General features: G+C 69.6%; 26 protein-coding genes and 2 tRNA genes. 15 read left to right on the plus strand and 13 right to left on the minus strand.

Annotation, left to right across the window (positions count from 1 at the left end):
* Nucleotides 1–101: 101 nt before the first annotated feature.
* The 3 genes from ACY34J_RS00120 to ACY34J_RS00130 all read right to left on the minus strand — a co-directional run bounded on the left by ACY34J_RS00120 (nt 102) and on the right by ACY34J_RS00130 (nt 1,470).
* Nucleotides 102–1,025 (minus strand): DUF2797 domain-containing protein, encoded by a 924-nt coding sequence (locus ACY34J_RS00120; RefSeq protein WP_462724185.1) that lies wholly within the window; start codon nt 1,023–1,025, stop codon nt 102–104.
* Between the two features lie 57 nt (nt 1,026–1,082).
* Nucleotides 1,083–1,155 (minus strand) — tRNA-Arg (locus ACY34J_RS00125).
* A gap of 225 nt (nt 1,156–1,380) precedes the next feature.
* Nucleotides 1,381–1,470: transfer RNA gene (locus ACY34J_RS00130), tRNA-Ser, on the minus strand.
* Between the two features lie 259 nt (nt 1,471–1,729).
* Here ACY34J_RS00130 and ACY34J_RS00135 point away from each other — a divergent pair.
* The gene (locus ACY34J_RS00135) at nt 1,730–2,245 is read left to right on the plus strand and encodes an SSI family serine proteinase inhibitor (RefSeq protein ID WP_462724186.1); all 516 of its coding nucleotides are present in this window, start codon (nt 1,730–1,732) and stop codon (nt 2,243–2,245) included.
* A 291-nt stretch (nt 2,246–2,536) separates the two neighbouring features.
* Complete coding sequence (locus ACY34J_RS00140) at nt 2,537–6,721, plus strand: PAS domain-containing protein (protein ID WP_462724187.1); 4,185 nt, start codon at nt 2,537–2,539, stop codon at nt 6,719–6,721.
* Nucleotides 6,722–6,829: 108 nt separating this feature from the next.
* Here the strand turns inward: ACY34J_RS00140 and ACY34J_RS00145 are convergent, their stop codons facing one another.
* The 4 genes from ACY34J_RS00145 to ACY34J_RS00160 all read right to left on the minus strand — a co-directional run bounded on the left by ACY34J_RS00145 (nt 6,830) and on the right by ACY34J_RS00160 (nt 10,695).
* Nucleotides 6,830–8,479, minus strand: coding sequence for a long-chain fatty acid--CoA ligase (locus ACY34J_RS00145; RefSeq protein WP_462724188.1), 1,650 nt, complete (start codon nt 8,477–8,479; stop codon nt 6,830–6,832).
* Between the two features lie 100 nt (nt 8,480–8,579).
* Nucleotides 8,580–9,134 (minus strand): SigE family RNA polymerase sigma factor, encoded by a 555-nt coding sequence (locus ACY34J_RS00150; RefSeq protein WP_462724189.1) that lies wholly within the window; start codon nt 9,132–9,134, stop codon nt 8,580–8,582.
* 148 nt (nt 9,135–9,282) lie between these two features.
* Nucleotides 9,283–10,137: a DUF1906 domain-containing protein gene (locus ACY34J_RS00155; RefSeq protein ID WP_462724190.1), complete on the minus strand. Its 855-nt coding sequence runs from the start codon at nt 10,135–10,137 to the stop codon at nt 9,283–9,285.
* A gap of 240 nt (nt 10,138–10,377) precedes the next feature.
* On the minus strand, nt 10,378–10,695 hold the full coding sequence (locus tag ACY34J_RS00160; RefSeq protein ID WP_462724191.1) for a hypothetical protein: 318 nt from the start codon (nt 10,693–10,695) through the stop codon (nt 10,378–10,380).
* Nucleotides 10,696–11,014: 319 nt separating this feature from the next.
* Here ACY34J_RS00160 and ACY34J_RS00165 point away from each other — a divergent pair, with 319 nt between their 5' ends.
* The gene (locus ACY34J_RS00165; protein ID WP_462724192.1) at nt 11,015–11,911 is read left to right on the plus strand and encodes a bifunctional DNA primase/polymerase; all 897 of its coding nucleotides are present in this window, start codon (nt 11,015–11,017) and stop codon (nt 11,909–11,911) included.
* A gap of 31 nt (nt 11,912–11,942) precedes the next feature.
* Here the strand turns inward: ACY34J_RS00165 and ACY34J_RS00170 are convergent, their stop codons facing one another.
* Entirely contained in the window at nt 11,943–12,494 is a 552-nt protein-coding gene (locus ACY34J_RS00170; RefSeq protein ID WP_462724193.1) for an NAD(P)-binding domain-containing protein, read from the minus strand.
* A gap of 304 nt (nt 12,495–12,798) precedes the next feature.
* On the opposite strand from ACY34J_RS00170, the gene ACY34J_RS00175 reads away from it, so the two are divergent.
* The 5 genes from ACY34J_RS00175 to ACY34J_RS00195 all read left to right on the plus strand — a co-directional run bounded on the left by ACY34J_RS00175 (nt 12,799) and on the right by ACY34J_RS00195 (nt 17,016).
* Nucleotides 12,799–13,758, plus strand: a complete 960-nt coding sequence (locus ACY34J_RS00175; protein WP_462724194.1) for a D-alanyl-D-alanine carboxypeptidase family protein — start codon at nt 12,799–12,801, stop codon at nt 13,756–13,758.
* A 388-nt stretch (nt 13,759–14,146) separates the two neighbouring features.
* Nucleotides 14,147–14,485 carry a hypothetical protein gene (locus ACY34J_RS00180; RefSeq protein WP_462724195.1) on the plus strand — a complete coding sequence of 113 codons (339 nt, stop codon included), beginning with the start codon at nt 14,147–14,149 and terminating at the stop codon, nt 14,483–14,485.
* Between the two features lie 73 nt (nt 14,486–14,558).
* A complete protein-coding gene (locus tag ACY34J_RS00185) occupies nt 14,559–15,887 on the plus strand; it encodes a hypothetical protein (protein ID WP_462724196.1) in 1,329 nt (442 codons plus the stop codon).
* Between the two features lie 58 nt (nt 15,888–15,945).
* Nucleotides 15,946–16,443, plus strand: a complete 498-nt coding sequence (locus tag ACY34J_RS00190) for a hypothetical protein (RefSeq protein WP_462724197.1) — start codon at nt 15,946–15,948, stop codon at nt 16,441–16,443.
* 60 nt (nt 16,444–16,503) lie between these two features.
* Nucleotides 16,504–17,016: a hypothetical protein gene (locus tag ACY34J_RS00195; protein ID WP_462724198.1), complete on the plus strand. Its 513-nt coding sequence runs from the start codon at nt 16,504–16,506 to the stop codon at nt 17,014–17,016.
* Here the strand turns inward: ACY34J_RS00195 and ACY34J_RS00200 are convergent.
* On the minus strand, nt 17,000–18,469 hold the full coding sequence (locus ACY34J_RS00200; RefSeq protein ID WP_462724199.1) for a transposase: 1,470 nt from the start codon (nt 18,467–18,469) through the stop codon (nt 17,000–17,002). The genes ACY34J_RS00195 and ACY34J_RS00200 overlap by 17 nt on opposite strands.
* Nucleotides 18,470–18,835: 366 nt before the next feature.
* On the opposite strand from ACY34J_RS00200, the gene ACY34J_RS00205 reads away from it, so the two are divergent.
* Nucleotides 18,836–19,369: an NUDIX hydrolase gene (locus tag ACY34J_RS00205; RefSeq protein ID WP_462724200.1), complete on the plus strand. Its 534-nt coding sequence runs from the start codon at nt 18,836–18,838 to the stop codon at nt 19,367–19,369.
* On the opposite strand, the gene ACY34J_RS00210 is transcribed toward ACY34J_RS00205, so the two are convergent.
* Nucleotides 19,347–20,687 (minus strand): hypothetical protein, encoded by a 1,341-nt coding sequence (locus tag ACY34J_RS00210; protein WP_462724201.1) that lies wholly within the window; start codon nt 20,685–20,687, stop codon nt 19,347–19,349. The genes ACY34J_RS00205 and ACY34J_RS00210 overlap by 23 nt on opposite strands.
* 125 nt (nt 20,688–20,812) lie before the next feature.
* Between ACY34J_RS00210 and ACY34J_RS00215 the strand changes: the two genes are divergently transcribed.
* The 4 genes from ACY34J_RS00215 to ACY34J_RS00230 all read left to right on the plus strand — a co-directional run bounded on the left by ACY34J_RS00215 (nt 20,813) and on the right by ACY34J_RS00230 (nt 23,022).
* Nucleotides 20,813–21,043: a hypothetical protein gene (locus ACY34J_RS00215; RefSeq protein WP_462724202.1), complete on the plus strand. Its 231-nt coding sequence runs from the start codon at nt 20,813–20,815 to the stop codon at nt 21,041–21,043.
* A 249-nt stretch (nt 21,044–21,292) separates the two neighbouring features.
* The gene (locus ACY34J_RS00220; protein ID WP_462724203.1) at nt 21,293–21,736 is read left to right on the plus strand and encodes a glycine-rich domain-containing protein; all 444 of its coding nucleotides are present in this window, start codon (nt 21,293–21,295) and stop codon (nt 21,734–21,736) included.
* Nucleotides 21,737–21,806: 70 nt separating this feature from the next.
* The gene (locus ACY34J_RS00225) at nt 21,807–22,643 is read left to right on the plus strand and encodes a protein kinase family protein (protein ID WP_462724362.1); all 837 of its coding nucleotides are present in this window, start codon (nt 21,807–21,809) and stop codon (nt 22,641–22,643) included.
* A gap of 124 nt (nt 22,644–22,767) precedes the next feature.
* Entirely contained in the window at nt 22,768–23,022 is a 255-nt protein-coding gene (locus ACY34J_RS00230; protein WP_462724204.1) for a hypothetical protein, read from the plus strand.
* Here ACY34J_RS00230 and ACY34J_RS00235 read toward each other — a convergent pair.
* Entirely contained in the window at nt 23,019–23,372 is a 354-nt protein-coding gene (locus ACY34J_RS00235) for a hypothetical protein (RefSeq protein WP_462724205.1), read from the minus strand. The two genes, ACY34J_RS00230 and ACY34J_RS00235, sit on opposite strands and share 4 nt — an antisense overlap.
* 48 nt (nt 23,373–23,420) lie before the next feature.
* Here ACY34J_RS00235 and ACY34J_RS00240 point away from each other — a divergent pair, with 48 nt between their 5' ends.
* Both ACY34J_RS00240 and ACY34J_RS00245 read left to right on the plus strand, forming a co-directional pair.
* Nucleotides 23,421–23,549 (plus strand): hypothetical protein, encoded by a 129-nt coding sequence (locus ACY34J_RS00240; RefSeq protein ID WP_462724206.1) that lies wholly within the window; start codon nt 23,421–23,423, stop codon nt 23,547–23,549.
* Nucleotides 23,549–24,508, plus strand: coding sequence for an IS630 family transposase (locus ACY34J_RS00245; protein ID WP_462724207.1), 960 nt, complete (start codon nt 23,549–23,551; stop codon nt 24,506–24,508). The genes ACY34J_RS00240 and ACY34J_RS00245 overlap by 1 nt, the downstream gene beginning before the upstream one ends.
* Before the next feature lie 59 nt (nt 24,509–24,567).
* Here the strand turns inward: ACY34J_RS00245 and ACY34J_RS00250 are convergent, their stop codons facing one another.
* Nucleotides 24,568–25,293 carry a dienelactone hydrolase family protein gene (locus tag ACY34J_RS00250; protein WP_462724208.1) on the minus strand — a complete coding sequence of 242 codons (726 nt, stop codon included), beginning with the start codon at nt 25,291–25,293 and terminating at the stop codon, nt 24,568–24,570.
* A 237-nt stretch (nt 25,294–25,530) separates the two neighbouring features.
* The gene (locus ACY34J_RS00255; RefSeq protein ID WP_462724209.1) at nt 25,531–26,133 is read right to left on the minus strand and encodes a hypothetical protein; all 603 of its coding nucleotides are present in this window, start codon (nt 26,131–26,133) and stop codon (nt 25,531–25,533) included.
* Nucleotides 26,134–26,202 lie beyond the last annotated feature (69 nt).

Genomic DNA, 26,202 nt, shown 5'->3' on the forward strand with positions numbered 1-26,202 from the left:
CCCTGCGGACGGGCCACCCCGGCCGTCGCCGGGAACACGGCCCGGGCCGGGACCGAAACGTCAGTCCTGAGAAGACGGGCTGGCGGGGCGCCGAACTCCGGTCAGAACAGCCCGTCCTGCACCCCAAGGTCTCCATCCGGCGTCACCGGCCGGGTGGGCGCCGTCGCCCGCAGCGTGGGCTCCACAGCACGCAGCCGCCAGCCGGCCGTCAGCCGGCCGTCGAGCACCATCACCCCGGCGCCCGGCACCCCGAGATGGAGATCGGGCCCCGCGGCACCCAGCAGCTCACCCGCCACCACCGCCCCGTCGCCCAGCGCAGTGACCTCCGTCACAGGCCCGGCCGCGGCACGCTCCACCAGGCGGTCGAGCCCGAAGGCGCGCGCATGGTCGACAGGTTCGAAGGGCGCCCGCGCGAGCGACTCCGGCCAGCCCGGCAGAGCGCCCACGCGCGCGTGCAGCGCGGCCAGTTCCGCGAACCGTTCGCTGGGGGGCGGCAGGGCCGTACGCACCGCCCGCTTCTCCGCGTACGCGATACGGTCCTTGACCCGCAGCGCCGTCCCCAGCAGCTCCTCCGCCCGCCGCGCCGCCATCAGCGGCCCCCGCCCCAGCCAGGTGAAGGCCACGGCCCCCTGTTCCAGCAGCCGCACCGAGCCGCGCCCGGCGGCGGTGATGCCGACCTTGAGCAGGCCTGGCCCGAAGTAGGCGAGATACACGCGGTACGGCTGCTGGTCGTCGGCCCGAGTGTCGGCCGCGACCGACCGCGACCGGTCCAGCCGTGCACAGTCCGCGCACTGAGCACCCGTACCGTCTGGAGTCAGCACGGCTCCGGCAGGGCACGGGGTGCGATGCCCGCCGCGCCGGACCCCGGTGCACCGGCGGTCCCCCTCGGCGACGAAGGCCAGCTCAGCCCGGTCGGCGAGCGGACTGCTGCGCTCGCCGCGCTCCGCGCAGGACCAGCCGAGCGCGGGCCCGGTCTCCGCCCAGATCAGCCCCGTACACCGCCATTCACGGCGCGTCGCGGTCACACGCTCCCTCGAAGACGACGAAGGCCTCCCACTCTCGTGAGAGGCCTGGTCACTATGCGCGCTCGGCAGGATTCGAACCTGCAACCTCTTGATCCGTAGTCAAGTGCTCTATCCGTTAAGCTACGAGCGCTTTACTCACCGGCGTTTTCTTGCCGGTCGGCGTTGCGGGAACAACATTACATGACCTGCCGCTGGAGACGAAATCCATTCCTCATCACCCCTCTGAGCTGGGAAAACAGCGTTCTGAAGGGCTCCGCGGCGCGGGGCGGTTCGCGGCGATGTGCGAGGGGGTATCCGGAATACGACGGAAGCCCCGGCCGTCGAGACCGGGGCTTCGGTGATCGAAAAGATCGAGCGGAGGCTCCGGGATTTGAACCCGGGATGGGGGGTTACCCCAAACCGCATTAGCAGTGCGGCGCCATAGACCAGACTAGGCGAAGCCTCCCCACACACCCGCGCGAGCGCGAAGTGGTGTGTGCAGATGATGGCACAGCCCTGGGCGCTGTCACCAATCGCACCCTACGGTACTAGGCGCGCAGGCAGCAGAGCAAAGGCCTTGCTGGTCGTGCCGGGAGCGGCGACGGCCTTACGGGGATGGCGGCACCGGGCGGCGGACACTCACCGCAACGCCCCGCCGGGTCGCGCGTTAGACGGGGCGGACCGCTCTCTGTGACCCGTGTGCCGCCTGATTCCCAGGAGTTTCCATGCTGCTCCGCCGTCTCGTCATCACCAGCCTGGCTGCCGCCGCCCTCACCGTCGCGCCGACCGCCGGGGCCACCGTGCTCCCCGAGTCGCGCCCCCTGCCCGTACCGGCGCACGACGAGATCTCGGGCGGCCTCCGGGACATGCTCCCGCACCCGTGGCCGCAGCCCGTCGTGCCCCCGGCGGGCGAGGACCAGCTCACGATCCTCGTCTATGGCAGCGGGGACCGGGCCGCCGACGGGATGTACACCCTCGACTGCCACCCCGCCGGCGGCACGCACCACGAGGCCGAGGCCGCCTGCGGCCGGCTGGACGCGTTGACCCGGTGGGGGCAGGACCCGTTCGCTCCCGTCTCCCCGCGTGCCAACTGCACGGCCGTCTACGGCGGTCCGGCCACCGCCCACATCTCGGGCACCTGGGCAGGCCGGCGGGTGAACGCCCACTTCGACCGGAAGAACGGCTGCGAGATCGCCCGCTGGAACCGGTTCCGGCCGGTGCTGCCGGAAGCGCGATTCTGAACCTGGGCCCGGAACGCAAGCGTCCGCTCCGGGAGCGCGTTCCGTGCACGGGCGCGGGACAGCCACCTGATGCGGTGGCAAGTCCTGCTGCCTACGGGTGCTCCCGGCGGGCCCGGCATACCAAATGTCCGGCCTGCGCCAAGACGCGTGAAGTACTCGTTCGCACTCCCACATCCGCCATCGCGTCCGCAACCGCTGCCCGTAGACTCCTTCTAGTGACATGCCCCGGGACGCGCGGCAAGATGACCCGGGCCGTCGGCAAGGTGCAGTGATCAGGGAGGAAGCGTCGTCGTGAGCAGCAGGCCATCCCGAGGCGCTGCTCGCCTCGCAGCGATACTCGACGCACTTCCCGACGCGCTGCTGCTGGTGAACTGCAACGGCACGATCGTCAACGCCAACACCATCGCCCTGGAGACCTTCGAGGCCCCCGGCACCGCGCTCGTCGGCCGCGGACTCCTCGACCTGCTGCCCTCCTTCGACTCCAACCGCATCCCCGGCTCCATGCGCCGGCCCGCCGACCAGGCCGATGGCAGCCGTACGAAGCCGACCCGGATGATCGCGCGGCGCACCGACGGCTCGGAGTTCCCGGTCGAGGTCACCAGCGCGAACCTGGAGGACGGCCACACCCCCTACGCCGACCCGTACGAGCACCATTACACCGGCGACGAGCTGCTCATGCTCGTCGTACGCGACCTGACCGGCACGGTGGACACCGAGGCGGAACTGGCGCGCCAGCAGCGCCAGACCGAGATGATCCTGCGGGCCGCGGCCGAGGGCGTGGTCGGCGTCGACACCGAGGGCCGGGTCGTCCTTGTCAACCCGTCCGCCGCGCAGATCCTCGGCTACCGCGCCAGCGACCTCGGCGGGCAGGAGCTGCACCCGCTGATCCACCACTCGCGGCCCGACGGCACCCCGCTGCCGTTCGAGGAGACGCCGCTCGCCGACACGCTCCGCTCCGGGCGCAAGCACCGGGTGCGGGGACAGGTGCTGTGGGCGAAGGACGGCAGCCCGGTGGCCGTCGACATGACCACCGCTCCGGTACGGGACAACGATCAGCTCGTGGGCGCGGTGATCACGTTCACCGACCGCCGCAAGTACGACGAGATGGTGGCCACGTACACCAAGCAGTACGACGAGATGCTGGCCGAGCAGACCGAGCGGTACGACAGCATGGTCGCGGAGCAGACCGAGCGCTATGAGGCCATGGTCGCCGAACAGACCCAGCGCTACGACACCATGGTCGCCGAACAGACCCAGCGCTACGACACCATGGTCGCCCAGAAGAACGAGCAGTACGACGCGCTGGCCGCCCGGCACACCCAGCTGACCGCCGTACTGGGCCAGTCGCTGCGCGGGCCACTGGAGCAACTGCGGACCGAACTCGGCACGCTCGCCTCCGACCCGGCCGGACAGCTGTGGCCCGAGGCGAACCAGATCCTGCACTACCTCACCGCCGGCTATGCGCGGATGACCACGCTCGTCGACAGCGTGCTCGGCTACCAGCGGCTCGACACCGGTGAGGAACGGCTGAGGCAGGAGAAGGTGTCCCTTGACGCGGTCGTGGCTGCCGGTGTCGAGGGCGCCGTCGAGCTGATCGGGCCAGGGCGCGCGCAGTTCGCCGTGCACGCCCCCCCGATCGAGGCCGAGGTGGACACGGCGCGGCTGGCGCAGGCGCTCTCGCATCTGATCGCGGATGTGGCCGGGGTCGACGCGACCGGGAACACGACGGCCGGGGTGGTCGGTTCGGGCGACTCGACGATCGTGGTGGCGGCGGCGCAGCGCGGCGGGGTCGTACGGATCGAGGTGCGCGGACCGTACGCCGGGGGCGACCCGGTGCACCAGCCGATCGTGCGGGGCATCGTGCGGCTGCACGGCGGTGTGCTGCAGACGCATGAGGTGCCGGGCGCGGGCGGCAGCGCGTACGTACTCGAGGTACCGATCACGGCCGCGGCTCCGTCCGGTGGCCAGCGGACGGGCGTCAACCTGAACAAGGGCGCGGCCCGCAAGAACCCGGCGACAGTGCCCACGGAGAGGACGTCCGGCACGGCCGAGGCGGCGGGCGGCGGAACCCGGGGCGGCCAGGGCACGGACGGCCAGGGCACGGGCGGCCAGGGCACGGACGGCAAGGGCACGGACGGCAAGGGCACGGACGGCAAGGGCGCCACGAATGGCGCGGGCCAGTCCAGCGGTACCGCCTCCGGAGCCGTCCCCGCGCAGGCGAGCGCCTCCCCGGAGCCGACCGGCCGCCGCCGCGCGCGCCGCAGCCCGGAGGACGCGCAGACTTCGGCGCCCGGAGGTGCCAACACCGCTTCGCACGGCGGCGGACTGCCCGCGCTGCCGCCTGCCGCGGCGGACCAGGGCCCGGCGGGACAGACGGCCGCACAGCCGACGGGCCGTCGGCGCGGGCGGCCGAGTCCCGCCGAGACCGGGGAGCAGCCTGTGCCTCAGGGGTCCGGCCCTGCGGAGGCTGCGGGGCGGGAGGTTCCGGCGCAGGGCGCTGACGCGGACTCGTACGCTCCAACCGGTCGGCGCGCACGCCGCGCCGCAGCCCCTGAAGCAGCCCCGTCGCAGCAGAACGATTCCGGCGGCCAGGCCGGGCGCGCCCTTCCCGCGCTGCCGGCCGCGGCGGCGGACGCGGAGCAGTCGGCAGCATGGCCTGCGCCCGGCCAGGGGCCCGGTGGCCTCACTCCGGTGCAGCCCCAGACAGTTCCTGCTCAGGGCCTTCCTGGTGCGGCCCCCGCACCTCGTCCGCCCCAGCAGATGCCTCCTCAGCAGCCTCCGGCGCTGGAACCGGTACAGCCGTCCGGCCAGCCGACCGGGCGTCGGGCCCGGCGGGCTCTCGGCGACGCGGCCGAGCGCCCCGTTCCCGAGCAGCCGCGCCAGGCCTTCGCGCTGCCGCCGGCGGCAGCCGACCAGGCGCAGGCCGCGTCCGCGGACAGGCAGCAGTCCGGCGCCTGGCCCACCGACGACCAGGGCCGCCACGACGCGGCGCCGTCCGGACCCGATGCGGAGCACACGCCTGCGCAGGCACACCCGGTGCCCACCGGGCGCCGTCGGGCGCGGCGCGACCCGGCCGAGGAGCAGCAGGCGACGGCGGGCGGCGGGCTCACGCCGGAGGGTGCGGCACCCGCGGGCGCGAGTGGCGGTGGTTCTCAGAGAGCCGGCGTTCCCACACCGCCCGCCGCGGCGCCAGGCCCCGAGCCCCAGCCGCAGCCGCAGCCGCGGGAGCAGGCACCGGCACAGGGTCAACAGCAGCCACAGCCGCGGCCGTACGGGCCGAACGGCTCTGCTCCCGTGCCGCTTCAGGCGCGCGCCGCGCAGCCGTCGCCCGCCGAGGCGCAGGGTGCCGACCCGCAGCAGGCGCGCGCCATCAGCGTGCGGACGCTGGGCCGCGGCGTCCCCTTCGCGCAGCAGGTCGCCGAACAGCAGCGCACGCCTCCGCCGTTCCCCGTGCCCGCCCAGTCGAGCACCGGCTCGGGCCGGCGGCGCAAGCTGGCCGCGCCGCCGGAGGACGGCGAGCGAGGTGCACGGGCTGCTGCCGGTCCGGCGCCCGCAGCGCGTCCGCCTGCCAAGCCCAAGGCCGCGTCGCAGCCGCAACAGCAGCCCCGGCTGCTGGACTCGCAGGGCGAGGGCCGGTCCTACGCCATAGGAGCGCCCGACGCGGGCGTCGAAGGGCCGGAGCCGCTGGACGGACCGAACGGCGCCATCGACGTCACCGACGCGCAGGCCGCTCCGCCGCGCGACGACGAACTGCCGCCGGAGCCGCTGGACAACCCGCGCCGGCTGCTCGTATGGCCCGCCCCGGACGTCGCCACCCAGCAGGCCCTGAGCGACCGCGGCTACCGCCCGGTGATCGTCAACTCGCGCGAAGAAGTGGACGCCCAGATCGCGGCTTATCCGGCAGCGCTGTTCGTCGACCCGCTGACCGGGCCGATCACCCGGACCGCGCTGCAGTCGCTGCGTACGGCGGCGATGGCGGCCGAGGTGCCGGTGCTGGTGACGGCGGGGCTGGGGCAGGCGACGCGGGATGCGGCATACGGGGCGGACCCGGCCGTCCTGCTGAAGGCGCTCGCGCCGCGCGACAGCGAACAGCACCCGCCGCGCGTCCTGCTGACCGAGGAGCAGGACGCCATAGCGGGCGCGCTCTCGGAGACCCTGCAGCGGCGCGGGATGCAGGTCGCGCGGGCCACCTCCGACGCGGACGCGGCGACGCTCGCCGCGCAGATGCACCCGAACCTGGTGGTGATGGACCTGATGCAGGTCCGTCGCCGGCGGGCGGGGATCGTCGACTGGCTGCGCTCCAACGGGCTCCTCAACCGCACCCCGATCGTCGTGTACACCTCCGCCGACATCGATCCGGCGGAGCTGCCACGGCTCAGCTCGGGGGAGACGGTGCTCTTCCTCGCGGAGCGCTCGACGAGCGCTGAGGTGCAGAGCCGGATCGTGGATCTGCTGGCGAAGATCGGCGCCAACTGAGGCACACGGGCCGGTTGACGCACCGAGACCTGAGCGCACCAAAGGCACGCGGGGTGCTGCGGGCCCGGCCGGGGCAGTGGGGCCGGCTCACTGCCCCGGCCGTATCCGTCACAGCACGGTGACGTCCAACTTCCCGTCCGCGTACTGCTTGCGCAGCACCTTCTTGTCGAACTTGCCGACGCTCGTCTTCGGCACGGCCTCGATGACCGCCCAGCGCTCCGGCAGTTGCCAGCGGGCGATCCGTTCGGCGAGGAAGTTCCTCAGGACCTGATAGTCGGCGGTCGCGCCCTCCTTGAGGACGACGGTGGCGAGCGGCCGTTCGCCCCACTTCGCGTCGGGAACGGCGACCACCGCGGCCTCGGCCACGTCCGGGTGCCCCATCAGCTGGTTCTCGAGCTCGACCGAGGAGATCCACTCGCCGCCCGACTTGATGACGTCCTTCGCCCGGTCGGTGAGCGTGAGATAGCCGTCGGGCGTGATCGTGCCGACGTCGCCGGTACGCAGCCAGCCGTCCTCGCTGAACTTGTCCTCGGGGCGGAAGGGTCCCTTGCCGGCGCCTCCGTAGTACGCGCCCGCGATCCACGGCCCGCGCACTTCCAGCTCGCCGGCCGACTCACCGTCCCAGGGCAGGAAGTCCCCGCCGGGGCCGACCAGGCGGGCCTCCACAGAGGCCGGGAAGCGGCCCTGGGTGACCCGGTACGGCCAGGCCTCCTCGTCGGTGAGACCGGCCGGGGGGTGGGCGATGGAGCCGAGCGGCGAGGTCTCGGTCATGCCCCAGGCGTGCACGACGCGGATGCCGTGCCGCTCCTCGAATGCCTTCATCAGAGCGGGCGGACAGGCCGAGCCGCCGATGACGACGGTGCTCAGGGTGGAGACGTCACGCGGCTTGGCGTCGAGTTCGGCGAGCAGGCCCTGCCAGATGGTGGGGACGGCGGCGGCGAGGGTGGGGCGTCCGCTCTCGATCATCTCGGCGATGGCGGCGGGCTGCAGGAAGCGGTCCGGCATCAGCATCGAGATGCCGGCCATGAAGGCGGCGTGCGGCAGGCCCCAGGCGTTGACGTGGAACATCGGCACCACGGGCAGGGCGATGTCGGCTGCCGTCAGCCCGAACGACTCGGCGCTGTTGACCTGCAGGGAGTGCAGATAGATCGACCGGTGGCTGTACAGCACGCCCTTGGGGTCGCCGGTGGTGCCGGAGGTGTAGCAAAGGGCCGCGGCCTCGCGCTCGTCGATCTCCGGCCAGTCGAAGTCGGTGGGGCGGCCCGCGATCAGCTCCTCGTAGTCGTGGACGCGGGGACGGCACCCGTCGAGGACGGACCGGTCACCGGGGCCGGCCACGACCAGGTGCTCGACCGAGTCCAGCTGGGGCAGCAGCGGGGCCAGGAGGGGGAGCAGCGAGCCGTTGACGACGATCACGCGGTCCTCGGCGTGCTGGACGATCCACACGAGCTGTTCGGCGGGCAGCCGGAGGTTCAGGGTGTGGAGTACGGCGCCCATGGAGGGGATCGCCAGGTATGCCTCGACATGGACGCTGTTGTTCCACATCAGCGTGCCGACCCGTTGGTCGCCCACCACGCCCAACTCGTCGCGCAGCGCGTGCGCGAGCTGGGCCGCCCGCGCGCCGATTTCGGCGAAGCTTCGGCGCTCGGGGGCGCCCTCGCCGGTCCAGGTTGTCACAAACGAGTCGGCATGGACCGTGGAGCCGTGCCGCAGGATGCGGCTTACGGTCAGCGGTACGTCCTGCATCGTGCTCAGCACCGGGGACCTCCCGTAGGCGCGGTTTACGCGACGGTAATGTCGCGCTGATTCTGCGGCCGTACCGGGCGGTATGTCACTACCCCGGAGCCAGACGAATATGTCAGTCAGCGCACCGCCGCAGCTCCGGGTCCTCGCGCAGCTTGCCCAGCGCGCGGGAAACCGCGCTCTTGACCGTGCCGACGGACACCCCGAGCACCTGAGCGGTCTGCGCCTCGCTGAGGTCCTCGTAGTAACGGAGTACGACCATCGCGCGCTGGCGGTCGGGCAGCCGGAGGACGGCACGCCACAGCGCATCGCGCAGCACCTGCTGCTCAGCGGGGTCGGGGGCCGGAGCGGACTCGCGCTCGGGGAGCTCGTCACAGGCGAACTCCTCGATCTTCCGCTTGCGCCACTGAGAGGTCCGGGTGTTCAGCAGCGCCCGCCGGACGTATCCGTCCAGTGCCCGGTGGTCCTCGATCCGCTCCCACGCCAGGTACGTCTTGGTGAGCGCGGTCTGCAGCAGGTCCTCGGCATCGGTGGGGTTCGCCGTGAGCGAACGGGCGGTGCGCAGCAGTACCGGCCCCCGCGTCCGTACGTAGGACGAGAACGACAGATACGGCGGGACGGGCGGGCACACTGCGGCGGATGCGCCGGTGCGGACAAGGGGGGTGGTCATGCCCCAACGCTCGCATCGCGCAGGGGCACGACGGATCGGCCGCAGGTGCCGAAGCCGGGTCCGTCTCAGGTTGTACGGGTGCTGCGGGCCCCACCTCCCCAAGGTGGACGGTCTCCCGGGCTCCGGTCAGGGTTGGGAGGTGCGGCCGTCAGCCGACCACCGCGACTGGCGCGTCCACCAGATTGCGGTCGATTTTGATGCGCAGACCGCCGTACCTCTCGGTGACGTTGGGCATGTACTGATGGATCCGGCGGTGCGGGCCCCACGCGTTCCGCGCCAGCGTCGGCTCCCCGTAGAGCGAGGGCGACACATGCCAGCGGGCGAACCACATCACCGACGGCAGATCGGGCGCGCCGTCCCGCCGGGCCAGCTCCATGTGCCGCACCCCGGAGGTGGCGCTGCTGTAGAAGCCGGGGATGTAACCCTGGCGGCGGACTTCGTAGCTCCAACCACGGACGAACGACAGGGTGATGTCGGCGCACTCCTCATCGCCGATGTCATACGCCTCCATATCAAGGTAGAGCGCGCTGTGCAGCCGCATGCCGAGTTCAGCGGCACGTTCCACGGCATCACGGCCCTCCGCCCTGCCTTGGGTCCACGGCAGGTTTCCGATGGCGAACCGCCTCTTGGCGTCGCTGTCGACACAGGGCGACTGCGAACCGACATAGATCGGAATAATCCGCCAGCCCATGTCGGTCACCCCCGCGACCCAGTGGCGCCCCAGGTTCGGCTGCTTCTTGCAGGCCCGTCCGCGGCCGCCGAAGTAGACGCCGACCGCCCCGTACGGGGACGCGCGCCATGCGCTCATAACTCCCAGCGGCGGAGTTTCACAGGTGTCGAACCCGAGGCCGGTGAAGATCTCTGCGCCCTTGGCCCGCGGCTGCCCCATGCCCACAGTGCCCTTGGCCACCGCGGCGGGCGCGGTGAGCGTCCCGCCGATGAGCGAGACCAGCGCCGCCAGCATGGCCAGGGCGTATCGAATGATCTTCTTTCGTCGTTCCATAGGGCCGAGTGAACGATACGGGGCTCCTGAAGGAGCGTCAGACACGCGACTGTGGGACCGAAGTCAGTCGTCTACAGCAAGCACCAGCCCGGAGGTCGGAACGCCGGTGCCCGCCGTGACCAAGGCTCATCACGCCGCCGTGTCAAGGCTCGGCCCAGCCCGAACGAGGCTGTGCGACGGCACCCCGGGTGCCGTCGCACAGCCTGTCATCTGCCCCGCGTCAGGGCTCTGGGGCAGACCTCACCACCACCACAGCCCGGTGTAGTCGACCGCGTGGTTGCTGTTGGACTGGTCGACCACGGTGAAGCCGGAGCCGTTCACATTCGCCGTGTTGTTCTGGTTCGAGGCCCCAGAGCCCGTGGCCACCTGCTGTGTCGTGGTGGGATCGCCGTCGTTGCTGCCGCCGACACCACTGGCGAAGATGCCGGCAACGCTTGCGTTCGATCCCCTGCCCGCGAAGGAGCCGGTGTCGGCGTGCGCCACACCGGCGAGAAGCACGGCCGCCAGGGGGAGCGAAGCGACCGTGGAAAGGGCGCGGACCGTACGGATGCTTGCCATGTGAGTCCTCCAGGAACGGAAGGTACGGGTGCCAGGGTGGCGATTGCCCGCCGCCTCGGCGTTGGTACGACGTCGCGGAAGCAACGTTGCCCACCGAATCCCCGGCGAACCATCCTTGATCGCCCAATTCGCTCGCAGGCATGAAGACCACCCGATAAACGCTCTTCACTTCCGAAATCCCTACCTCACGCCCCCGCGCACCCTGCGCCGAGTGGCGCCACCACGTAGCAGCGGAACCGTTTCGGCGCGCTTTTGAGCCAACCTGAGCCGAGTCGTCACAACACTTTCCGTATTCGAATAGATGTACGAAAATATGGGCATGGTCTGCAACGACCGGCCCCTGCCCCCGGTACGGGGGACGGCGGCGACTGCCCGCGAGCACGCACTGGCCGCCGCCGCCCGCGGCCTGCCCGTCATCCCGCTGACCCACGCCAAACTGCCCGCCGTCCGCTCGCCGCACCACGCCGACCCCGAGCCCGTACGCTGCCGAGGCGAGTGCGGCCGGATCGGGCACGGCATCCACGACGCGACGACCGACCCCGAGGCCGTACACCGGCTGTTCGCAGCGGCACCCTGGGCGACCGGCTACGGCATCGCCTGCGGCCGCACCCCGCACCACCTCATCGGCCTCGACCTGGACGTCAAGGACGGCACGGACAGCGTCGCCGCGCTCCGGAGACTCGCCCGTGAACACGGCTTCGCCATCCCGCCCACCGTCACCGTCCTCACCCCCAGCGGAGGCAGGCATCTGTGGCTGACCGGCCCCGCGGACGCCGAGGTGCACAACTCGGTGGGCCGACTTGCGCCCGGCATCGACGTCCGTGGCAGCGGGGGCTACCTCGTCGGGCCTGGCTCGCACACCACGCGCGGCACCTACCGCCTCGCTCCAGGGCCGTCCGCACCCGCCCCCGCGCCCGCCGCTCTGCTGCGCCTCCTCGCGCCCCCTACGCGCCCCCCTTGCCCCCTCGTACGCCCCGGCTCCCCCGACGGAGCGGGGCACCCCGCGGCACTGGTGCAGTTCGTACGGCAATCGCGGCCCGGCGAGCGCAACAGCCGCCTGTTCTGGGCCGCCTGCCGCGCGTACGAGACGGGGCACGGCCCGCAACTGGCCCCCGCCCTTGCGGAGGCGGCGGTCCGCACCGGGCTGCCCGAGCGCGAGGCGCTGGCCACCATCGCCTCGGCCGCCCGCCACACAGCCCCCGCCGCGACGGGCTAGCCACCGACGCGCTTCGAACTTGACAGACCGCTCAGAGCCGGTCGGGCGGGGCCATCCGGTAGACGAAGGGCCCCAAGCCGCCTTCGGCGATCGCGAAGACGAGCTCGACGGCGCTCTCCTGCAGCGCTGCCTTCTCGAGGGAGCCGATCCGTACGGGTTCGTAGCCCGCGTCGCGGTTGAGCTGCTCGACGACCTCGCGGGCCTCATCGTCCCCGCACCACAGATTGCTCGGCCGCGCACGGGCTTCGCCGAGCCGGCCGTAGAGCGAGGCGAAGTTGAGGTTGAACGACTTCGCCGTCGGGCCGTTGGTCCTGGACTTCACATACTCGGCGTTGGAGGAGAAGCCGGTCGGCGGACGCGCGCCGATCAGGTTGGTGGTGTCGATCGCGGTCTTGCCCTGATGGCCCCGCAGCCTGTCGAAGGCTTCGGCAACGGCCCCGCCCGGCACCGCCACGACCATGGCTTCGGCATCTGAGACATCGCCGCCGTCCCGCCCGATGCGGGTCACCGCGTGGCCCGCTCGCTCCCACAGGTCCGCCAGCCCGCCGCCGACATTGCCCCTGCCGATCACTGCGACCCTCATCGGCCGCTCCTTCCACGATCGCAACGGATGCCGCCTTCGCAGCGATCATGCGCGGCGGAGATGGGAGCCGCAACTGGAACTCCCGCGGGTCCGCCATGACATTCAGACCCGATTTAGTCGATTTCAACCATTTCTGCGAGGCGAAAGGATCCCGGCCGGGACAGCGGAAGAGGGCACCACGCGATTTCTCGCCTTTCCCGTACACCCATTGGCCCCTCTGGTGAGTCAGAGCAGGGAGCAGCGCACTTCGGTGCGGGCCATTGAAGGCAATTCTGCCGTTCAGGCTGATCTCGGAGCGTTCGATTTGATAACTCTCAACAAGGGCGTCCGCAAGGCTGCCGCGAGCACCCGCAGGTACAAGACCGCAGCCGCCGTACTGAGTGCCGGTGCCGTACTGACGGTCTCTCCCCTGGCGTCGCCCGCGTACGCGGCCACCGCGCCCACGGTGAGCGCCAAGGGCGCGTTCCTGCTGGACAACGCGACCGGCACCACGGTGTACAGCAAGTACGCCGACACCAAGCGGCCGATGGCCAGCACGACGAAGATCATGACCGTCCGTGTGGTTCTCGGCCAGACCAATCTCAACCTCGACCGCAAGGTCACCGTCAAGCAGGCCTACCGCGACTATGTCGCCTCCAAGGGCGCCAGCACCGCGGACCTGAGGACCGGCGACAAGGTTACGGTCCGTCAGCTGCTGTACGCGACGATGCTGCCCTCGGGCTGCGACGCCGCATACGCCCTCGCCGACACCTTCGGCACCGGTACCACCATGTCCGCGCGGGTCAAGTCGTTCATCGGCCAGATGAACACGAAGGCCGCCGGCCTGGGCATGGCCAACAGCCACTTCGACTCGTTCGACGGGAACTCGACGACCGGGCAGAACTACACCACGCCACGCGACCTGGCGAAGCTCGCCCGCAGCGCGATGAAGTACTCGACGTTCCGCACCGTGGTGAAGTCGCAGAAGACGGTGCAGCAGGCGACGTCGAGCACCGGCGCCATCCGTACCTACACCTGGTACAACACCAACAAGCTGCTCGGCTCGTACTCCGGTGCCACCGGCATCAAGACCGGCACCAACACCCCGGCGGGCCCGTGCCTGGTCTTCTCCGCCACCCGCGGCACCAAGACCCTGATCGGTGTCGTCCTGAACGACACCAACCGCTTCACCGACGCCGCGAAGATGCTGGACTACGGCTTCGGCAGCACCACGGCGTCGACGATGCAGCTGCGCAGCCTGCCCGCGGGCGCCCAGCACGACTGATCAGAGCACCTCAGGCGGGCGCAGCCGCTGTGGCAGGGAGCTCGCGCCGGCTGGTCAACGCCGCAACATGAGCGCGACGAGGGTGCACCACATCCACAAGCTCGATGACATCACGCACTCCACGTCAACGGCCCTTCTTCACCCAGCGTCACCACCGAAAGCGAGACAGGGCCGTTAAAAATTGACAGGCCCACCTTCGGTATCTTCGGCATAGTGCGGCAGCCCTCGAAATCGCAAGGCCAGTCCCAGCAGCACATGGGTTCCCGAGGGCGCTCACTCAACTCCGGTGCGTAGCCAGGGCTATACTCTGCCACTACTGACGTGCTCGCATCAAATATCGGGCACCTTCCGCTCCATACGGAACATAAAAAGACATGGGGGATATCGCGTGTCAGCCGGGACGGAAATCGCGGATCCGGTAGCGCTCAATCGTGCGGGCACCGGCGCGCGCGAGATCGCGGGGCAGACGCAGAACGCCGGCGCTCATCCGGTGGACGAGACGCGCTCGGCATCCCGGGACTTCGGCACCGGCAACTGGGACGGTGGGCTGGGCGGGGCGCTTACCGGCCTGGCGGAGACCTGGTCAGCTCAGGTCTCCGCACTCGCGGCCGACTGCAACAGCCTCGCCGACCAGTGCGGCGGTTCGGGAACGCTATATCAGCGCACCGAAGCCGCGAACACGCAGACCATGCGATCTCTGTCGAGTGAGTCCTCGCCCTTCGGCTGAACCAGGCCCTCCACCCACCGCCACCGCGCCAGCCTGACAAGACTCACGACTCCACGGGGGACTCGCCGAGCGCATGCCGACGTACGAGCAGCTGTACCACCTCAACCTCAGCAACCTCAAAGCGGCCGCTGACCGCTGGGAGGAGACCGCCACCAAGTTCAAGGGGCTGCACACCGCGTACGGCGACCAGGTCGCCCGACCCTTCCGGCAAGCCGGCTGGACCCAGCCGGTCCTGATGGCGGCCAAGGCCGACAACGACGTACACACCTCCCAGCAGCAGTTCGAGAGCGCCCACAAGGAGGCAAAAGGCATCGCCGGCGTTCTCACGTCACTGCACGCCGAGCTGAAGAAGGCCAAGGACGACCTCCACCGCCTCGCTGATGTCGAGGCCAAGGAGCAGGACCTCCACGTCAGCGGCACCGGCACCGTCTCCCCGCGCTACGACCTCTCCCAGGACCCCGGCGCCCGCCACGACCCCGATGGCCAGGCCGCCATCCGCGAACAGCAGGAAGCCTGCGCGGCATTCGCCCGCCGCATCGCGCGCATCCTGCAGCGCGCCGCCGACGCCGACGAGACCGCCTGCTGGGCCCTGCGCCGCGATCTCGGCGGAAGCCGAAGCGACTTCAACTCCAAGGTCGTCACCTCCCTCGACGACGCCGAGACCACCCGCTCGGCCGAGCTGATGAAGAAAGACGCCCGCACGAACACCGACGGGTGGGTCGCCGAAGGCGAGGCCGAAGCCTCCGGCCCCGGCGTCGGGACATCGGCCACCGGGCCCGATACCGGGGCTGGCAAGCTGGGCGAGGCCGAGGCGCATGCCGACCTCGGCCGCGCGAGCGCGGAGGGCTCGCTCACCAATGGCCCGATGAAACTCGCCGGGGAGGCCGAGGCCTATGTGGGCGCCAAGGCCTCCGCGGCCGGCGGCATCACCAACGAGGGCATCAAGGGCGAGGCCGGCGCCTTCGCAGGCGGCGAGGCCTCGGCCAAAGGCCGCGCCGACGCCGGCCCCGTCGGGGTGTACGGACGGGCGGAGGCCAAGGCGGGTGCTGAGGCCGGCGTCAACGCCGGGGCCGGCCTCGAGGGGTTGCAGGCGGGCGCGGAAGCGTTCGCCGGCGCGAAGGCCGGCGTCGCGGGGGGCGCGGACATCGGAGGCATCGGGGCGGGCGCGACGGCCGAGGGCTGGGCCGGCGTCGGAGCCGAGGCCGAGGCGACTCTTGGCAAGGACACAGACGGCACGTGGCACATCGGCGCGAAGGCGGGCGCCGCCCTCGGGCTCGGCGGCGAAGTGGGCTTCGAGGTCACCGTTGATCCGGGGAAGATCGCCGACACCGCGAGCGATGCGGCCGACGCCGTGGGCGATGCGGCCGGGGCAGCCGGCGATGCGATCGGCAGCCTGTTCTGATGCACCCTTCCACAGACCCACTGCCATAGGCACACTGCAGTAGTAAGGAGGGCCTGAGATGCCCACGACCCTGCCCGTACCGATCGAGTTCGAACTGCCGGAAGGCTGGCGCGCCGCACCGCCGGATGAAGTCGGCGCACCGGGCGCGGCGTTCGTCGCGCTGTATCCGCAACCGGATGACGGATTTACCGCGAACATCACGGTCGATGGCGAGTACCGCCCGGATGAGGCGACGCTGTCCGAGATCGCACATGAGTCTGTGGAGCGCTTGCGCCAGGCCGCCAGGTCGGTCGTGGTCACCGGCCGCCGCGAGATCGGCTCTGCGGATGCGCCCGGTTTCACGCAGACGGTGGCCGTCTCGGCCGTCATCGGCGGCGTGCACCGCGACCTCGTCCAGTCCCAGGTGTACCTTTCCATGCTGGACGTTGCCGATCCGCGCGAGCGGGCGGTGATCCGCCTGGTCCTGACGGCCACCGCGTCCCAACACCTCGCCGTCCTGGGTGACTTCCAGGACTTCGTGCGCACAGTTCGCCCCGACACCAGCGCAGCTTCGTAGCGCGTCCCGCGGAAGCGGCAGATCTTGCACCGCCAATCCGACTCTTCATAGGTTGATTTCATGGGACTCTTCGACAAGCTGACCGGAACCAAGCGCCCCGCCGACGGTGTCGCCCCGCGATCCGCCGCTGAGGTCCACGCGGCTCTGCTCGGCCTCAACCGCCCTGACGTCCCGTACGTCATCCGGGACGGCCGCGCGGAGGGCGCCGACCTGGTGGCCGAGTGGCGCATCCTGGACCCGGCCTGGCAGACCTTCTTCGTCCACACCCAGGTGAGTCGAGTGTTCCAGGTCCGTATGCGCGTGGTCCCGGAGAAGCACGAAGTCCGCTCCCTCGACCAGCAATACGAGGTCACGTGGGTCGGCGACACCCCCAGGCTGGCCATCGCGGCCGAGGACCGACGTGGCCAGGTACAGACGGTCTCGAAGCGCTGGACGCTCGGCAGGGGCGAAGACGGGGGCCTCGAAGGGACCGAGACGTTCAGCTTCGACAGCTCAGACCTGAAGAACCCCCTGCAGGACACCGTCCTGGGCGCGGGGTGGACCTGGCGCGGAGTCATCACCGGCAAGCTGTGAATTGGCGGGACCACGCCCGCTTGCCTGCGTGAGTCTCATTCGCCGAGGGTGGAGAACCTGGAGCTTCGCGACATGGGGCTGCTTCTATTGATTCGGTCAAAGCTGCGCGGGCTTGTCCAGGCAGTCTGGTCGTCCTTCGACTGGTAGAAGCTGCGGTGTTTGACCATGGCGTGCAGGAGGTCGACGCGGAGCAGACCAGAGACAGATCAGGACGGCCCGTGATGTTTGTGCTGGGCCCGTTTCCGGGCGTAGTAGGTTGAGTCCGTTTCACCCTGAAGCCGCTGGTCACGGGGCTGGTGTGATGGATGGGTGGGCAGCTCGTGCTGGTCGCGGGCGTTGTCGGGCGTGATGATCGTCTGACAGTCGGGCGGGGGCGGATCCGTGGCTCGGCTGCCGAAGTGTGCGGCGGATTAATACGCTCTGTCCAGAGTTCAGCCGGACACCCCGCAGCCAGCGCTCGTTCGATTCTCGCCGGGGTGATGTAGGCGGCATCGACGACGTGCTCGGCCGGGGCCAGGCGGGCGTCGGCGAGATCGTCGTGGATGTGTTCGGTGAGCTCGCCGTCCTGGACCGGGGCGATCGTGGTGGCCACGTGGACGACCACCTCGGGCCCCTCGGCGTCGCAGGTCTCGGTCAGGTGGACCCGGTAGCCGCTCCAGGCGGTGTCCCGCTTGACGCAGTAGTGCGCGTCGGTGTCGTAGGGGGAGTCGAACCGCAGGTGAGCTGGGGGCAGCGCATGGCCGTCGCGCCAGCGCAGCCTCCCGCGGGCATCCCAGTAGTAGTGGTGGATCCACACCCGGCGCAGGATCTCCACCTGCGGTAGCACTCGCAGCCGGGGCGGGGCATCCGGTGCCCAGGCGGCGGTCAGGACCTTCTGGCCGTCCTGACCGAAGGTCTCCGCCAGGGCGGTGACCCCGGCTTTCCCGCCGGGGACCTTGCCGATCTCGACCTTGCGCCCGTAGCGCTTGTCCCACTCCGGCTCGATCAATGCCCGCAGCCAGTCCCCGTCGGCCTCGGCCAGCTCCTCCAGCGCGGCCCGCAGCGTTTCGCCGGCCAGTTCCAGCCGGCTGAGCGTGCGGACCGCCGCGAGTACGTGGGTGGCATCGGTGCGCTGACGGCCCCCGGCCTTCAGCAGCCCGGCCTCCACCAGCCGCTTCAGCATCACCCGCAGCAGCCGGTCAGCGCCATCCCTCTCCGCCAGCCGGGCCCGGAACTCGCTGAGCACCGAGTAGTCGAACCCCGGATCCTCCAGCTCCAGCCCCAGCGCGTACTTGAAGTCGATCCTCGTGCGCACCGCATCCGCCGCGGCACGATCCGACAGGTTCTCCGCGAACTGCAGTACCGACACCAGTGCCAACTGCCCCGGTGAAAACCCCGGACGGCCATCGCAGGGATACAGGTCCGCGAACTCCTCATCCTCGAACAACACATCCAGCCGGTCCCGCACCAGCATCGCCGGGGTCCCCTTCGGACACGCCGCCCACGCCGTACGCACCGTCCTCACCGGAATCCGCTGGAAACTCCTCGGCCGCAACGACACCCCACCCACACCCCAAAACCCGAGGCCACCCCGCACCCCTCCAGCGAAGCACTCCGCGACCCCACCGTCAGCACGCCCCACAAGATCGCCAACAGAGTCGTAGTCGTCAGCTTACGCAGGCTGCCGAACCGGCGAAACGTGTTCCGCGCATGATAATCCAGGGTTCTTGCGAGCCTCCTGTCCAGGCAGACCACCTATTTCGTCACTCTGACGCAAAATTCCTGGATCCGCTTCGTCGCGCTCTGCGATGCTTGTGTTCGATCGAGAGGGGCCGCAGACATGCAGTGGAAGACCCACGGTGAGCGAGAGATCTACACCAACCCTTGGGTGAATCTGTGTCTGGTCGACGTCCAGCAGCCGGATGGGCGCCGATGGGAGTACCACGTGGTTCGGCTCCGGCACTTGGCCGTGGCCGCTGTGGTCAATGATCGCCAAGAGGTCTTGATGATGTGGCGGCACCGCTTCATCACGGACTCGTGGGCTTGGGAGCTGCCCATGGGCCTGGTCGAGGAGGGAGAGACCCCGGAGGAGGCAGCCGCCCGCGAAGTCCTGGAAGAGACGGGCTGGCGTCCTGGCCCCATCAAGCCCCTGATCTACGCCGAGCCGGCCAACGGGATCACCGATTCACAGCACCATGTCTTCCGCGTGGATGGCGCTACCTACGCTGGACCGCCCACGGAGAAGAACGAGTCCGACCGCATCGAGTGGATCCCTCTCTCGGAGGTGCGGGGAATGATCGACCGCCGCGAAATCGTGAGCAGTGGATCTCTCGTGGGTCTGCTGTACCTGCTCATGGATGAAGCGAGCCGCTGACCGGTGGGAGGACTTCCCGTAGCCTCGCCTCGAAGGCCAGGGCTACGGGCTCTTGCCTGTGCGGGGCCAACTGCGCGTAGAACTCCCTGAGATGGCCTGACACTCGCTCGGAGGCCACCGCCGACGCGGGCCCCAGAGCTTGCGTGGCGGTATGGCACGCCTGATCAAGCTTGCCTTGTTCGAGCTGCGTACGAGCCAGCCAGAAGGCATGAAACGCTCGGCCGCGCTGGTTGGTGGGGTCTTCCCTGCGCAAAGCATCCGCGATCAAGGGTTCCGCAGTCGCTGCTTCGCCCAGTCGGCCGTGGGCGATTCCGGTGTCCACGATGAGCTTCGGCGCATCGAAGTAGGTCACCCATGCAGGGTCCGGGTCACTGGCCTGGATCTGCTCGAATTGGCGGTGTGCTTCAGCGATTGCCTGGTGAGTGGATGCCCGGTTACCGAGGGCCGCATGAGCGAAGGCTTCACGCATGGACAGCATCGACAGGACGCGTGGGGTAGTGCCGAGGGCTGGGCGAGCCTGGTCCTGGGCAGCGGTCACAAGTGCTAGAGAGTCCGCAGGCTTGTCCTGATACGTCGCTTGCAAGCTCATGCAGGCAAGGACGTTGGCCATAAATTGGCGGTCGTCGATTTCCCTGGCCAGTTGCAGCGCCTCGGTGAAGTACGCGCGAGCCTGGTTGTACTGGCGGGCGTCGAAGTAGGTCCACCCAGTGAGGCGCGCCAACTCGGCCGCGATTCCGTACAGCCCGTTCTGGATGGACGGCGGTCGGCTCTCCTTCAGGAGCCCGACCACATATCGGAGCTGGCCGACGATGGCCGGCCTCAGAGCCTCACCACCGTGCTGGTCGTCCCGTCGCCAGTAGTCCTCGATAGACGACCGGAACGCTTCAAGTGTGGCTGCGCTGAGGCTTGTCCGGGTGGCCAACGCCAGGATGCTGTCCACATCCGGCCCCGGCAGGGAAGCGGGTGTCTGCTTCTCCGGCTCCGGCTCTTGAGGCGCCTCGCGCTCGGTGACTACGAGAGACTGGGGCGTCTCCCAAGGCCGCCGGGCAAGCCCAAGCATGTGTCCCGGGATACGCAAGCCGTCCGCGATGCGCTCGATGACGTCCATGTGCAACAACTGGCGCTGCCCAGCGATTACTTCGCCAACTCGACTGGGAGTTAGCTCGCATCGCCTGGCGATCATCGACGGGTAGATGCCCGCCCTGATCTTCACCAGCCGGAAGACTCTGGTGAAGTCTCGTACCCGACACGCATTGATCATCTCTGGCTCGGTGAGCAGCCTGGCAGGCAGTTCCTGCGGCCGGTCGGCGTCAGGCATGGGCAAGCTCCCACACTGCGAGGGCTACGCAACGTCGCTGATTCTCTACTTGCCGCGATGTTACCCAAGTTGGGTAATCAGCCTGACCTTTTGGCGGCGCTCCCCGGGTCGCGATGCTCTTGTGCATGGCGAGCAACCAGCAGACCAGACCAGGCATCGGTGAACTGGCGAAGGACAGCGCCAGGGGACGTATTGGCGTCGTCATGGGTGAGGTCGGCGGCCGTGTGCAGATGAGGCCGCTCCGTGGGGGCATGGAGTGGGATGCCATGCCGGACCAGGTGGTTACGCTCAGTGCGCGGGAGGAACTGAGCGCACGTCTGACCGTGAGGAATGGCAACAGTCAGGTTGGGCTGTGATGCGCGCCATCGGCCGGTACGCCGGGGTCCTGTTCATCATCTGCATCAGCGGGTCGTGTGGCCTGGTGATCGGCATGGCTCTCGGCATCAGCCAGTAGTAGGCCACCCGGACGGGTGCCAGCTCCCCGGCTCCCCCGCCCCGGTTCGGGGTCGGCGTCCAAGTCCGCTCCCTCATCGTCTATGAGCCGAGCTCGACGATCAGGGCGGCATGTACGTGCCACGCACCACCTCACACACAGGAGATTGCACATGACAGCAACGGCGAACGATCAGAAGACCGGTCGCGCAGTGGCTGGTGAGGAGCTGTTCCAGAGCCTCGCCCACTTCGTGGTCATCCACAACGGGCAGTCGCCCGAGCGTGCCGAGCAGATCGCGGACCAGGCGGTCGCCTTCGTGGTCTCCGCAGCCACCGCCACCGTCCCCATGGTCCCGTCGGACGACGTGGACCTCGGCCTCCACGCGCTCATCCTGCACACGAAGGAATACGCCGGGCTGTGCGAGCAGTACGCAGGCCGCTTCCTGCACCACAACCCGAAGCCGGGTGGAGGAGCCCGAGACCCGGAGAAGGTCGCCGCCTCGGCACGCGCCATGAAGGCGGCCGGGTTCATGGTCTTCGACGACCTGTGGACCGTGAACGGGGAGAACCTCGCGCAGTGCGACTCGGACTGCGGCCGACCGTACGGTCAGGCGTAGCACACGACGAGAGCGATGCGGCCGGCCTCGACTCGTGGTCGGCCGCGTTCGCCCGGAAGGAGAAGAGACGTTGTCCGGCTCAACCCCTGAACTGCCGATCGCGGTGCTCGACGCGCTCATGCCCACGGCTCAGCACCTGATCATCAACCGTCGGGGCTCCACCGTCTGGGAGGTGGAGAGCCATCGGGGCCGGTACGCCGTGAAGCTCGGTTATCCGATCGAGGCAACAGCTGACTGGCCTGCCCAGCCCTGGACTGCGCTTGCGCCTGCGCGCGAGGGTGCCGTTCTCTATCGCCTCGGCTTCGAGGAGGTCGCGTACGGCGAGTGGGAGCGCGGAACGTGGAACTTCCAGCCATGGCATGAAGGGCCGAACCTGTACAGGCTGTGGGAGCCCTGCCGTAGGCGGGACTCGTCCATCGAACCGCATACCAGCGTGGCGCTGGGATGCGTCGAAGCGCTGGCCGAACTCCATGCAAGGGGCTGGGCACACGGTGATGTGCAGCCTGCCCACTTCATCATCGGGCCGGAGCGGACGCATCTCATCGACCTCGCGCTTGCCCGAGGCGGGCACGTGCCCGAGGGGTACGACTTTCCGTTCCGCGGCTGCCTCGTCCACTACGAGGCACCGGAGATCGCCCGCAGCGTGCTGGCAACCGGCGAAGCCGAGCCGACGCAGCAAGCCGACATCTACGCGCTCGGCGCATCCCTGCTCATCTCCGCCACAGGCTGGCGGGCGGTCGAGTATCCGGACGACGCTCCGCGCCCTGTGCAGAGAGAGGCCGTGGCGAACGGCAGGCGTCGTCCCGTGAAGACGCCTGGTGAGCTGGGCGAACTGATTGACGCGATGCTCAGCCATGCTCCCGAGGATCGCCCCACCGTCTATGAGGTGGGTAAGGCCCTGAGCTGAGCCCGAAGCCTCGGTTCATCCGGCGCCGATCGCGCGCCTGAGACCAACAACCAAAGACCGGACCACCCTCAGCCTGGACAGCATTCCGGGTGGTCCGGTCACGGAATCCCTGATCAGGACCCCGGTGCCGATGGTACCGGGGGAGTCGGTCGCCTACCCGGCGATCCGCAAGGTACGGGTCGAGTGCCTCACGGCATGGTCCCAGGTGATGGCGGCGCTGTTGGCCGAGCGCCGCCCCGACCGGCCGGTACCGCCGATGGCCGGTACCGCCGCGATCGGGGCGGTTGTGCATCTGCCGGCCACCGCCATCGAGGAGGGCCGGGACCTGTCCTCGATGACGGCATCCTGGCCGACACCGCCTAGTGCTGCACCGCGTTAGTTCGTTGAGGGTGGGGTGGTCCAGGCGGTGGGGTCGTTGAGGTAGAGACCACACGCGCAGTCGAGGGCCTCTTCGGGAGAGCCGGCCGGGTGACCGCTGGGCAGGACGTTGTCCTGGTAGCCGTCGCGGCTGGCCAGGTAGATCGCGAAGCCCCAGGTGTGGAGAACACCGCCGAAGCGCAGGCGGCATAGCGGCAGTACCTCACCGCCGGGCAGGACCCCGTCGAGGTAGGCGAACCCACCCCGGAAGCGGACCTCCACCTTGTCCAACTGCGGCCAGCGGGCGGCGGCGTGCTCGTTCAGGCGCTCGCGCAGGTGGTGCTGCATCGACTCGGGTGGGCTCTTGGGCATGCCGTCCATCGTGCCGTCTGCCGCCCCGGTGCGCCATGATCCACTCTCATGGTGACGGCGGGCTGGGGGAGGGACCGGGTGGCGCGGGCAGCGGCGGTGCCGGTGGTGCTGGATCAGGCGGTCCGCCGGCGGCTGGAGCGGATCGCCACCTCGGCCAAGCCGAGGTACGTGCGGTGATGCGGGCGAAGATCGTGCTGGCCGCGGCGGACGGCGCATCCAACGCCCGGATCGCCCGGGAGGTCGGCGCCAGCGTGAACACGGTGCGCAAGTGGCGGGGCCGGTTCGCGTCGGCCGGCGAAGCCGGCCTGCGGGACGCCCGCCGCTGCGGTCGGCCCCGCATCTACGGGCCCGAGGTCCGCGTCGCGGTGGTGGCCACCGCCACCAGCCTTCCCCCGCACCCGGAGTCGACCTGGTCACACCGGGCGATCGCCGCGCATCTGGCCGAGCTGGCGATCTCCGCCTCCCAGGTGGGGCGGATCCTGGCGGAGTGCGACCTCAAGCCGCACCGGGTGCGCGGCTGGCTCACCCGCCGCGACACCCCCGAGTTCTGGGAGCGCGCCGCCGACATCTGCGGCCTCTACCTCGCCCCGCCGCAGGGTGCGGTGGTGCTGTCCATCGACGAGAAGACCGCCATGGCCGCCCGCTCGCGCAAGCACCCCGGCCAGCCAGCGGCGCCCGGTCGCCCGGCCCGGCAGGAGTTCGAGTACGTCCGGCACGGCACCGCCTCGATCGCCGCCGCGCTGGACGTGCGCACCGGCGAGGTGCTCACCCAGCCCATCGCGCGCAACGACGCGGCGACGTTCATCCGCTTCCTGCAGATGCTCGACCGCTCCATCGCCCCGGACCGCCAGATCCATGTCGTGCTGGACAACGGCGCCTCCCACATCGCCAGGAAGACCCAGGCATGGCTGGCCGCCCACCCGCGCTGGCACGTGCACTGGACCCCGCCGCACGCCTCCTGGCTGAACCAGGTGGAGCTGTTCTTCTCCGCCCTGGCCCGCCGCGTCCTGCGTCACGGCGACTTCACCAGCCGTGACGACCTCATCGACAAGATCGACGCCTACGTGATCGCGCACAACACCGCCGCCCGGCCCTACCGCTGGACCTACGACGGCAGCCCGCTCAAGGCCGCATGACCCCCAATGAACTAACGCGGTGCAGCACTAGCGTCTGCTGCCCGCCAGACGGCCCGGCCTCACTTCAGGTGTCGGTCCAAGAACCGGCACCCGTCCTCCAACTCGAACCACGGGGTGCCGGTGTGCCCTCCCAGATTGGCGTGCAGCGTCTTCTCCTTGCTGCCGAAGGCGTCGAACAGGTCCAGGGCCCGTTGCCGGGGGTTCCCTTCGTCGTCCCACTGCAGCAAGAACAGCAGCGGAATGGTGACCTGCCGGGCCTCCTCGCGCTGGGCACGGGGCACGTACCCCCCGGCGAAGAAGCCTGCGGCCGCGATGCGCGGCTCGACCACCGCCAGCCGAATGCCGAGGGCGGTCCACCCCCCGGAGTACCCGACCGGGCCGCCGATCTCGGGCAGCTCAAGGAGGGCGTCCAGAGTGGTCCGCCATTCCGGGACCGCGTTTTCGACCAGCGGGCCGATGAAGGACTCGAAGATCTCGTCGACCGGCTCGCCGGCCTGCATCGCACGCCGGAGGTCGGCACGGGCCTGCTCGTCGGCGGCGGAACGGGGACGGTCACCGCACCCGGCGGCGTCGATGGTGGCCACCGCGTAGCCGCGCGCCGCGGTGTACCGGGCCCGGGCCACCAGCCGGGGTTCCGCCTTGGGCAGACCGTTGTTGTGGGCCATCAGGATCAGCGGGGCCGGTGCGGCGGATGCAGGCGTCCACAGGGTGCCGGGGATCTCGCCGAGGGTGAATTCGCGCTCGATGACGCCGTCGTCGAGGCGCTGTTCAGAAGTGAATTGCATGGTCGTGCCTTTCGGGAGGGCTCTTGAACGGCGCTCCCGGACGACCTATCGCCCAGCCGTGGCCCCGGAGGGGAGCACCCATGTCGATACTGCGTTCACGGGTACCACCTCCTCGTTCTCTCGCACGGCCTCCGGGAGATTAGCAACGGTCGCCGTGGTCCGCCAACGGGTTTTTGCGGAGGCTCCGTGGCCGGATGCCGCCTCACCATATAGGACACGGTCTAAGTCTGGTTGCGGCTATTCGACCGGTTCGACTGTTTTAGACCAAACCGTCACATCCAATGTAGCTGACTCAAGTTCGCCCGAGGTCATCAAATGCCAGCCCAGGACTTTGATGAAGGCGATCCGCTTTTCTGAGGTCACGACGCACGCAGTCATCCCGCGCTTGATGTTCTGTGTTGTGATCTCTAGGCCGAACTCCGAAGCCTCGTTGCAGGCCTTCCAAGTTGGCGGGCCCGAGATCTTGGCGATATCTCCATCATCGCCAGTGATATTATTTTCATCCCCCCAGGGGGATAGTGTGATGTCATGATAGCCGTCGCCGTGTGACGCCCAATTTGAGCCGGTTGAGTCGATATCGACACCCTCGTCATAATCTAGGAATACTTTCTCGTGGTTTCGTACGGATGGTTCCTTCCCGTCTCCCGTCTCCGCTGGTTTGGTCATAGGTGGCGGGGTGGGAGTGGCGACCTCCTCGTCCCGTGTCGTGGAGGTTGAAGGCGAACTGCCTGTGGACGGCTTCTCCCCGTCATCGCCGATCAAGGCTGCCCCGAGTGTGGCTGCTGCGCTGATGAGTGCTGCCGCTAATGCCCCAATGAGCCCGATCTTGGATGGGCTCATGGCTGTTCGGTGCGGATCCCTCGCGGGAGGCGACGGCTCGGGATTCACGTCTGAGCTACCGGTCAATGC

The organism is Streptomyces sp. HSS9-12 (assembly GCF_054963655.1).

Bases quoted from the DNA above. Each gene is read 5' to 3' on its own strand.
- ACY34J_RS00215 (WP_462724202.1), top strand. From the start codon at position 20,813: ATGGCGAGCAACCAGCAGACCAGACCAGGCATCGGTGAACTGGCGAAG.
- ACY34J_RS00155 (WP_462724190.1), bottom strand. From the start codon at position 10,137: ATGGAACGACGAAAGAAGATCATTCGATACGCCCTGGCCATGCTGGCG.
- ACY34J_RS00135 (WP_462724186.1), top strand. From the start codon at position 1,730: ATGCTGCTCCGCCGTCTCGTCATCACCAGCCTGGCTGCCGCCGCCCTC.
- ACY34J_RS00255 (WP_462724209.1), bottom strand. From the start codon at position 26,133: ATGAGCCCATCCAAGATCGGGCTCATTGGGGCATTAGCGGCAGCACTC.
- ACY34J_RS00250 (WP_462724208.1), bottom strand. From the start codon at position 25,293: ATGCAATTCACTTCTGAACAGCGCCTCGACGACGGCGTCATCGAGCGC.
- ACY34J_RS00165 (WP_462724192.1), top strand. From the start codon at position 11,015: ATGGTCTGCAACGACCGGCCCCTGCCCCCGGTACGGGGGACGGCGGCG.
- ACY34J_RS00235 (WP_462724205.1), bottom strand. From the start codon at position 23,372: ATGCCCAAGAGCCCACCCGAGTCGATGCAGCACCACCTGCGCGAGCGC.
- ACY34J_RS00195 (WP_462724198.1), top strand. From the start codon at position 16,504: ATGGGACTCTTCGACAAGCTGACCGGAACCAAGCGCCCCGCCGACGGT.
- ACY34J_RS00160 (WP_462724191.1), bottom strand. From the start codon at position 10,695: ATGGCAAGCATCCGTACGGTCCGCGCCCTTTCCACGGTCGCTTCGCTC.
- ACY34J_RS00240 (WP_462724206.1), top strand. From the start codon at position 23,421: ATGGTGACGGCGGGCTGGGGGAGGGACCGGGTGGCGCGGGCAGCGGCG.
- ACY34J_RS00170 (WP_462724193.1), bottom strand. From the start codon at position 12,494: ATGAGGGTCGCAGTGATCGGCAGGGGCAATGTCGGCGGCGGGCTGGCG.
- ACY34J_RS00150 (WP_462724189.1), bottom strand. From the start codon at position 9,134: ATGACCACCCCCCTTGTCCGCACCGGCGCATCCGCCGCAGTGTGCCCG.
- ACY34J_RS00185 (WP_462724196.1), top strand. From the start codon at position 14,559: ATGCCGACGTACGAGCAGCTGTACCACCTCAACCTCAGCAACCTCAAA.
- ACY34J_RS00200 (WP_462724199.1), bottom strand. From the start codon at position 18,469: ATGCTGGTGCGGGACCGGCTGGATGTGTTGTTCGAGGATGAGGAGTTC.
- ACY34J_RS00220 (WP_462724203.1), top strand. From the start codon at position 21,293: ATGACAGCAACGGCGAACGATCAGAAGACCGGTCGCGCAGTGGCTGGT.
- ACY34J_RS00210 (WP_462724201.1), bottom strand. From the start codon at position 20,687: ATGCCTGACGCCGACCGGCCGCAGGAACTGCCTGCCAGGCTGCTCACC.
- ACY34J_RS00205 (WP_462724200.1), top strand. From the start codon at position 18,836: ATGCAGTGGAAGACCCACGGTGAGCGAGAGATCTACACCAACCCTTGG.
- ACY34J_RS00245 (WP_462724207.1), top strand. From the start codon at position 23,549: ATGCGGGCGAAGATCGTGCTGGCCGCGGCGGACGGCGCATCCAACGCC.
- ACY34J_RS00190 (WP_462724197.1), top strand. From the start codon at position 15,946: ATGCCCACGACCCTGCCCGTACCGATCGAGTTCGAACTGCCGGAAGGC.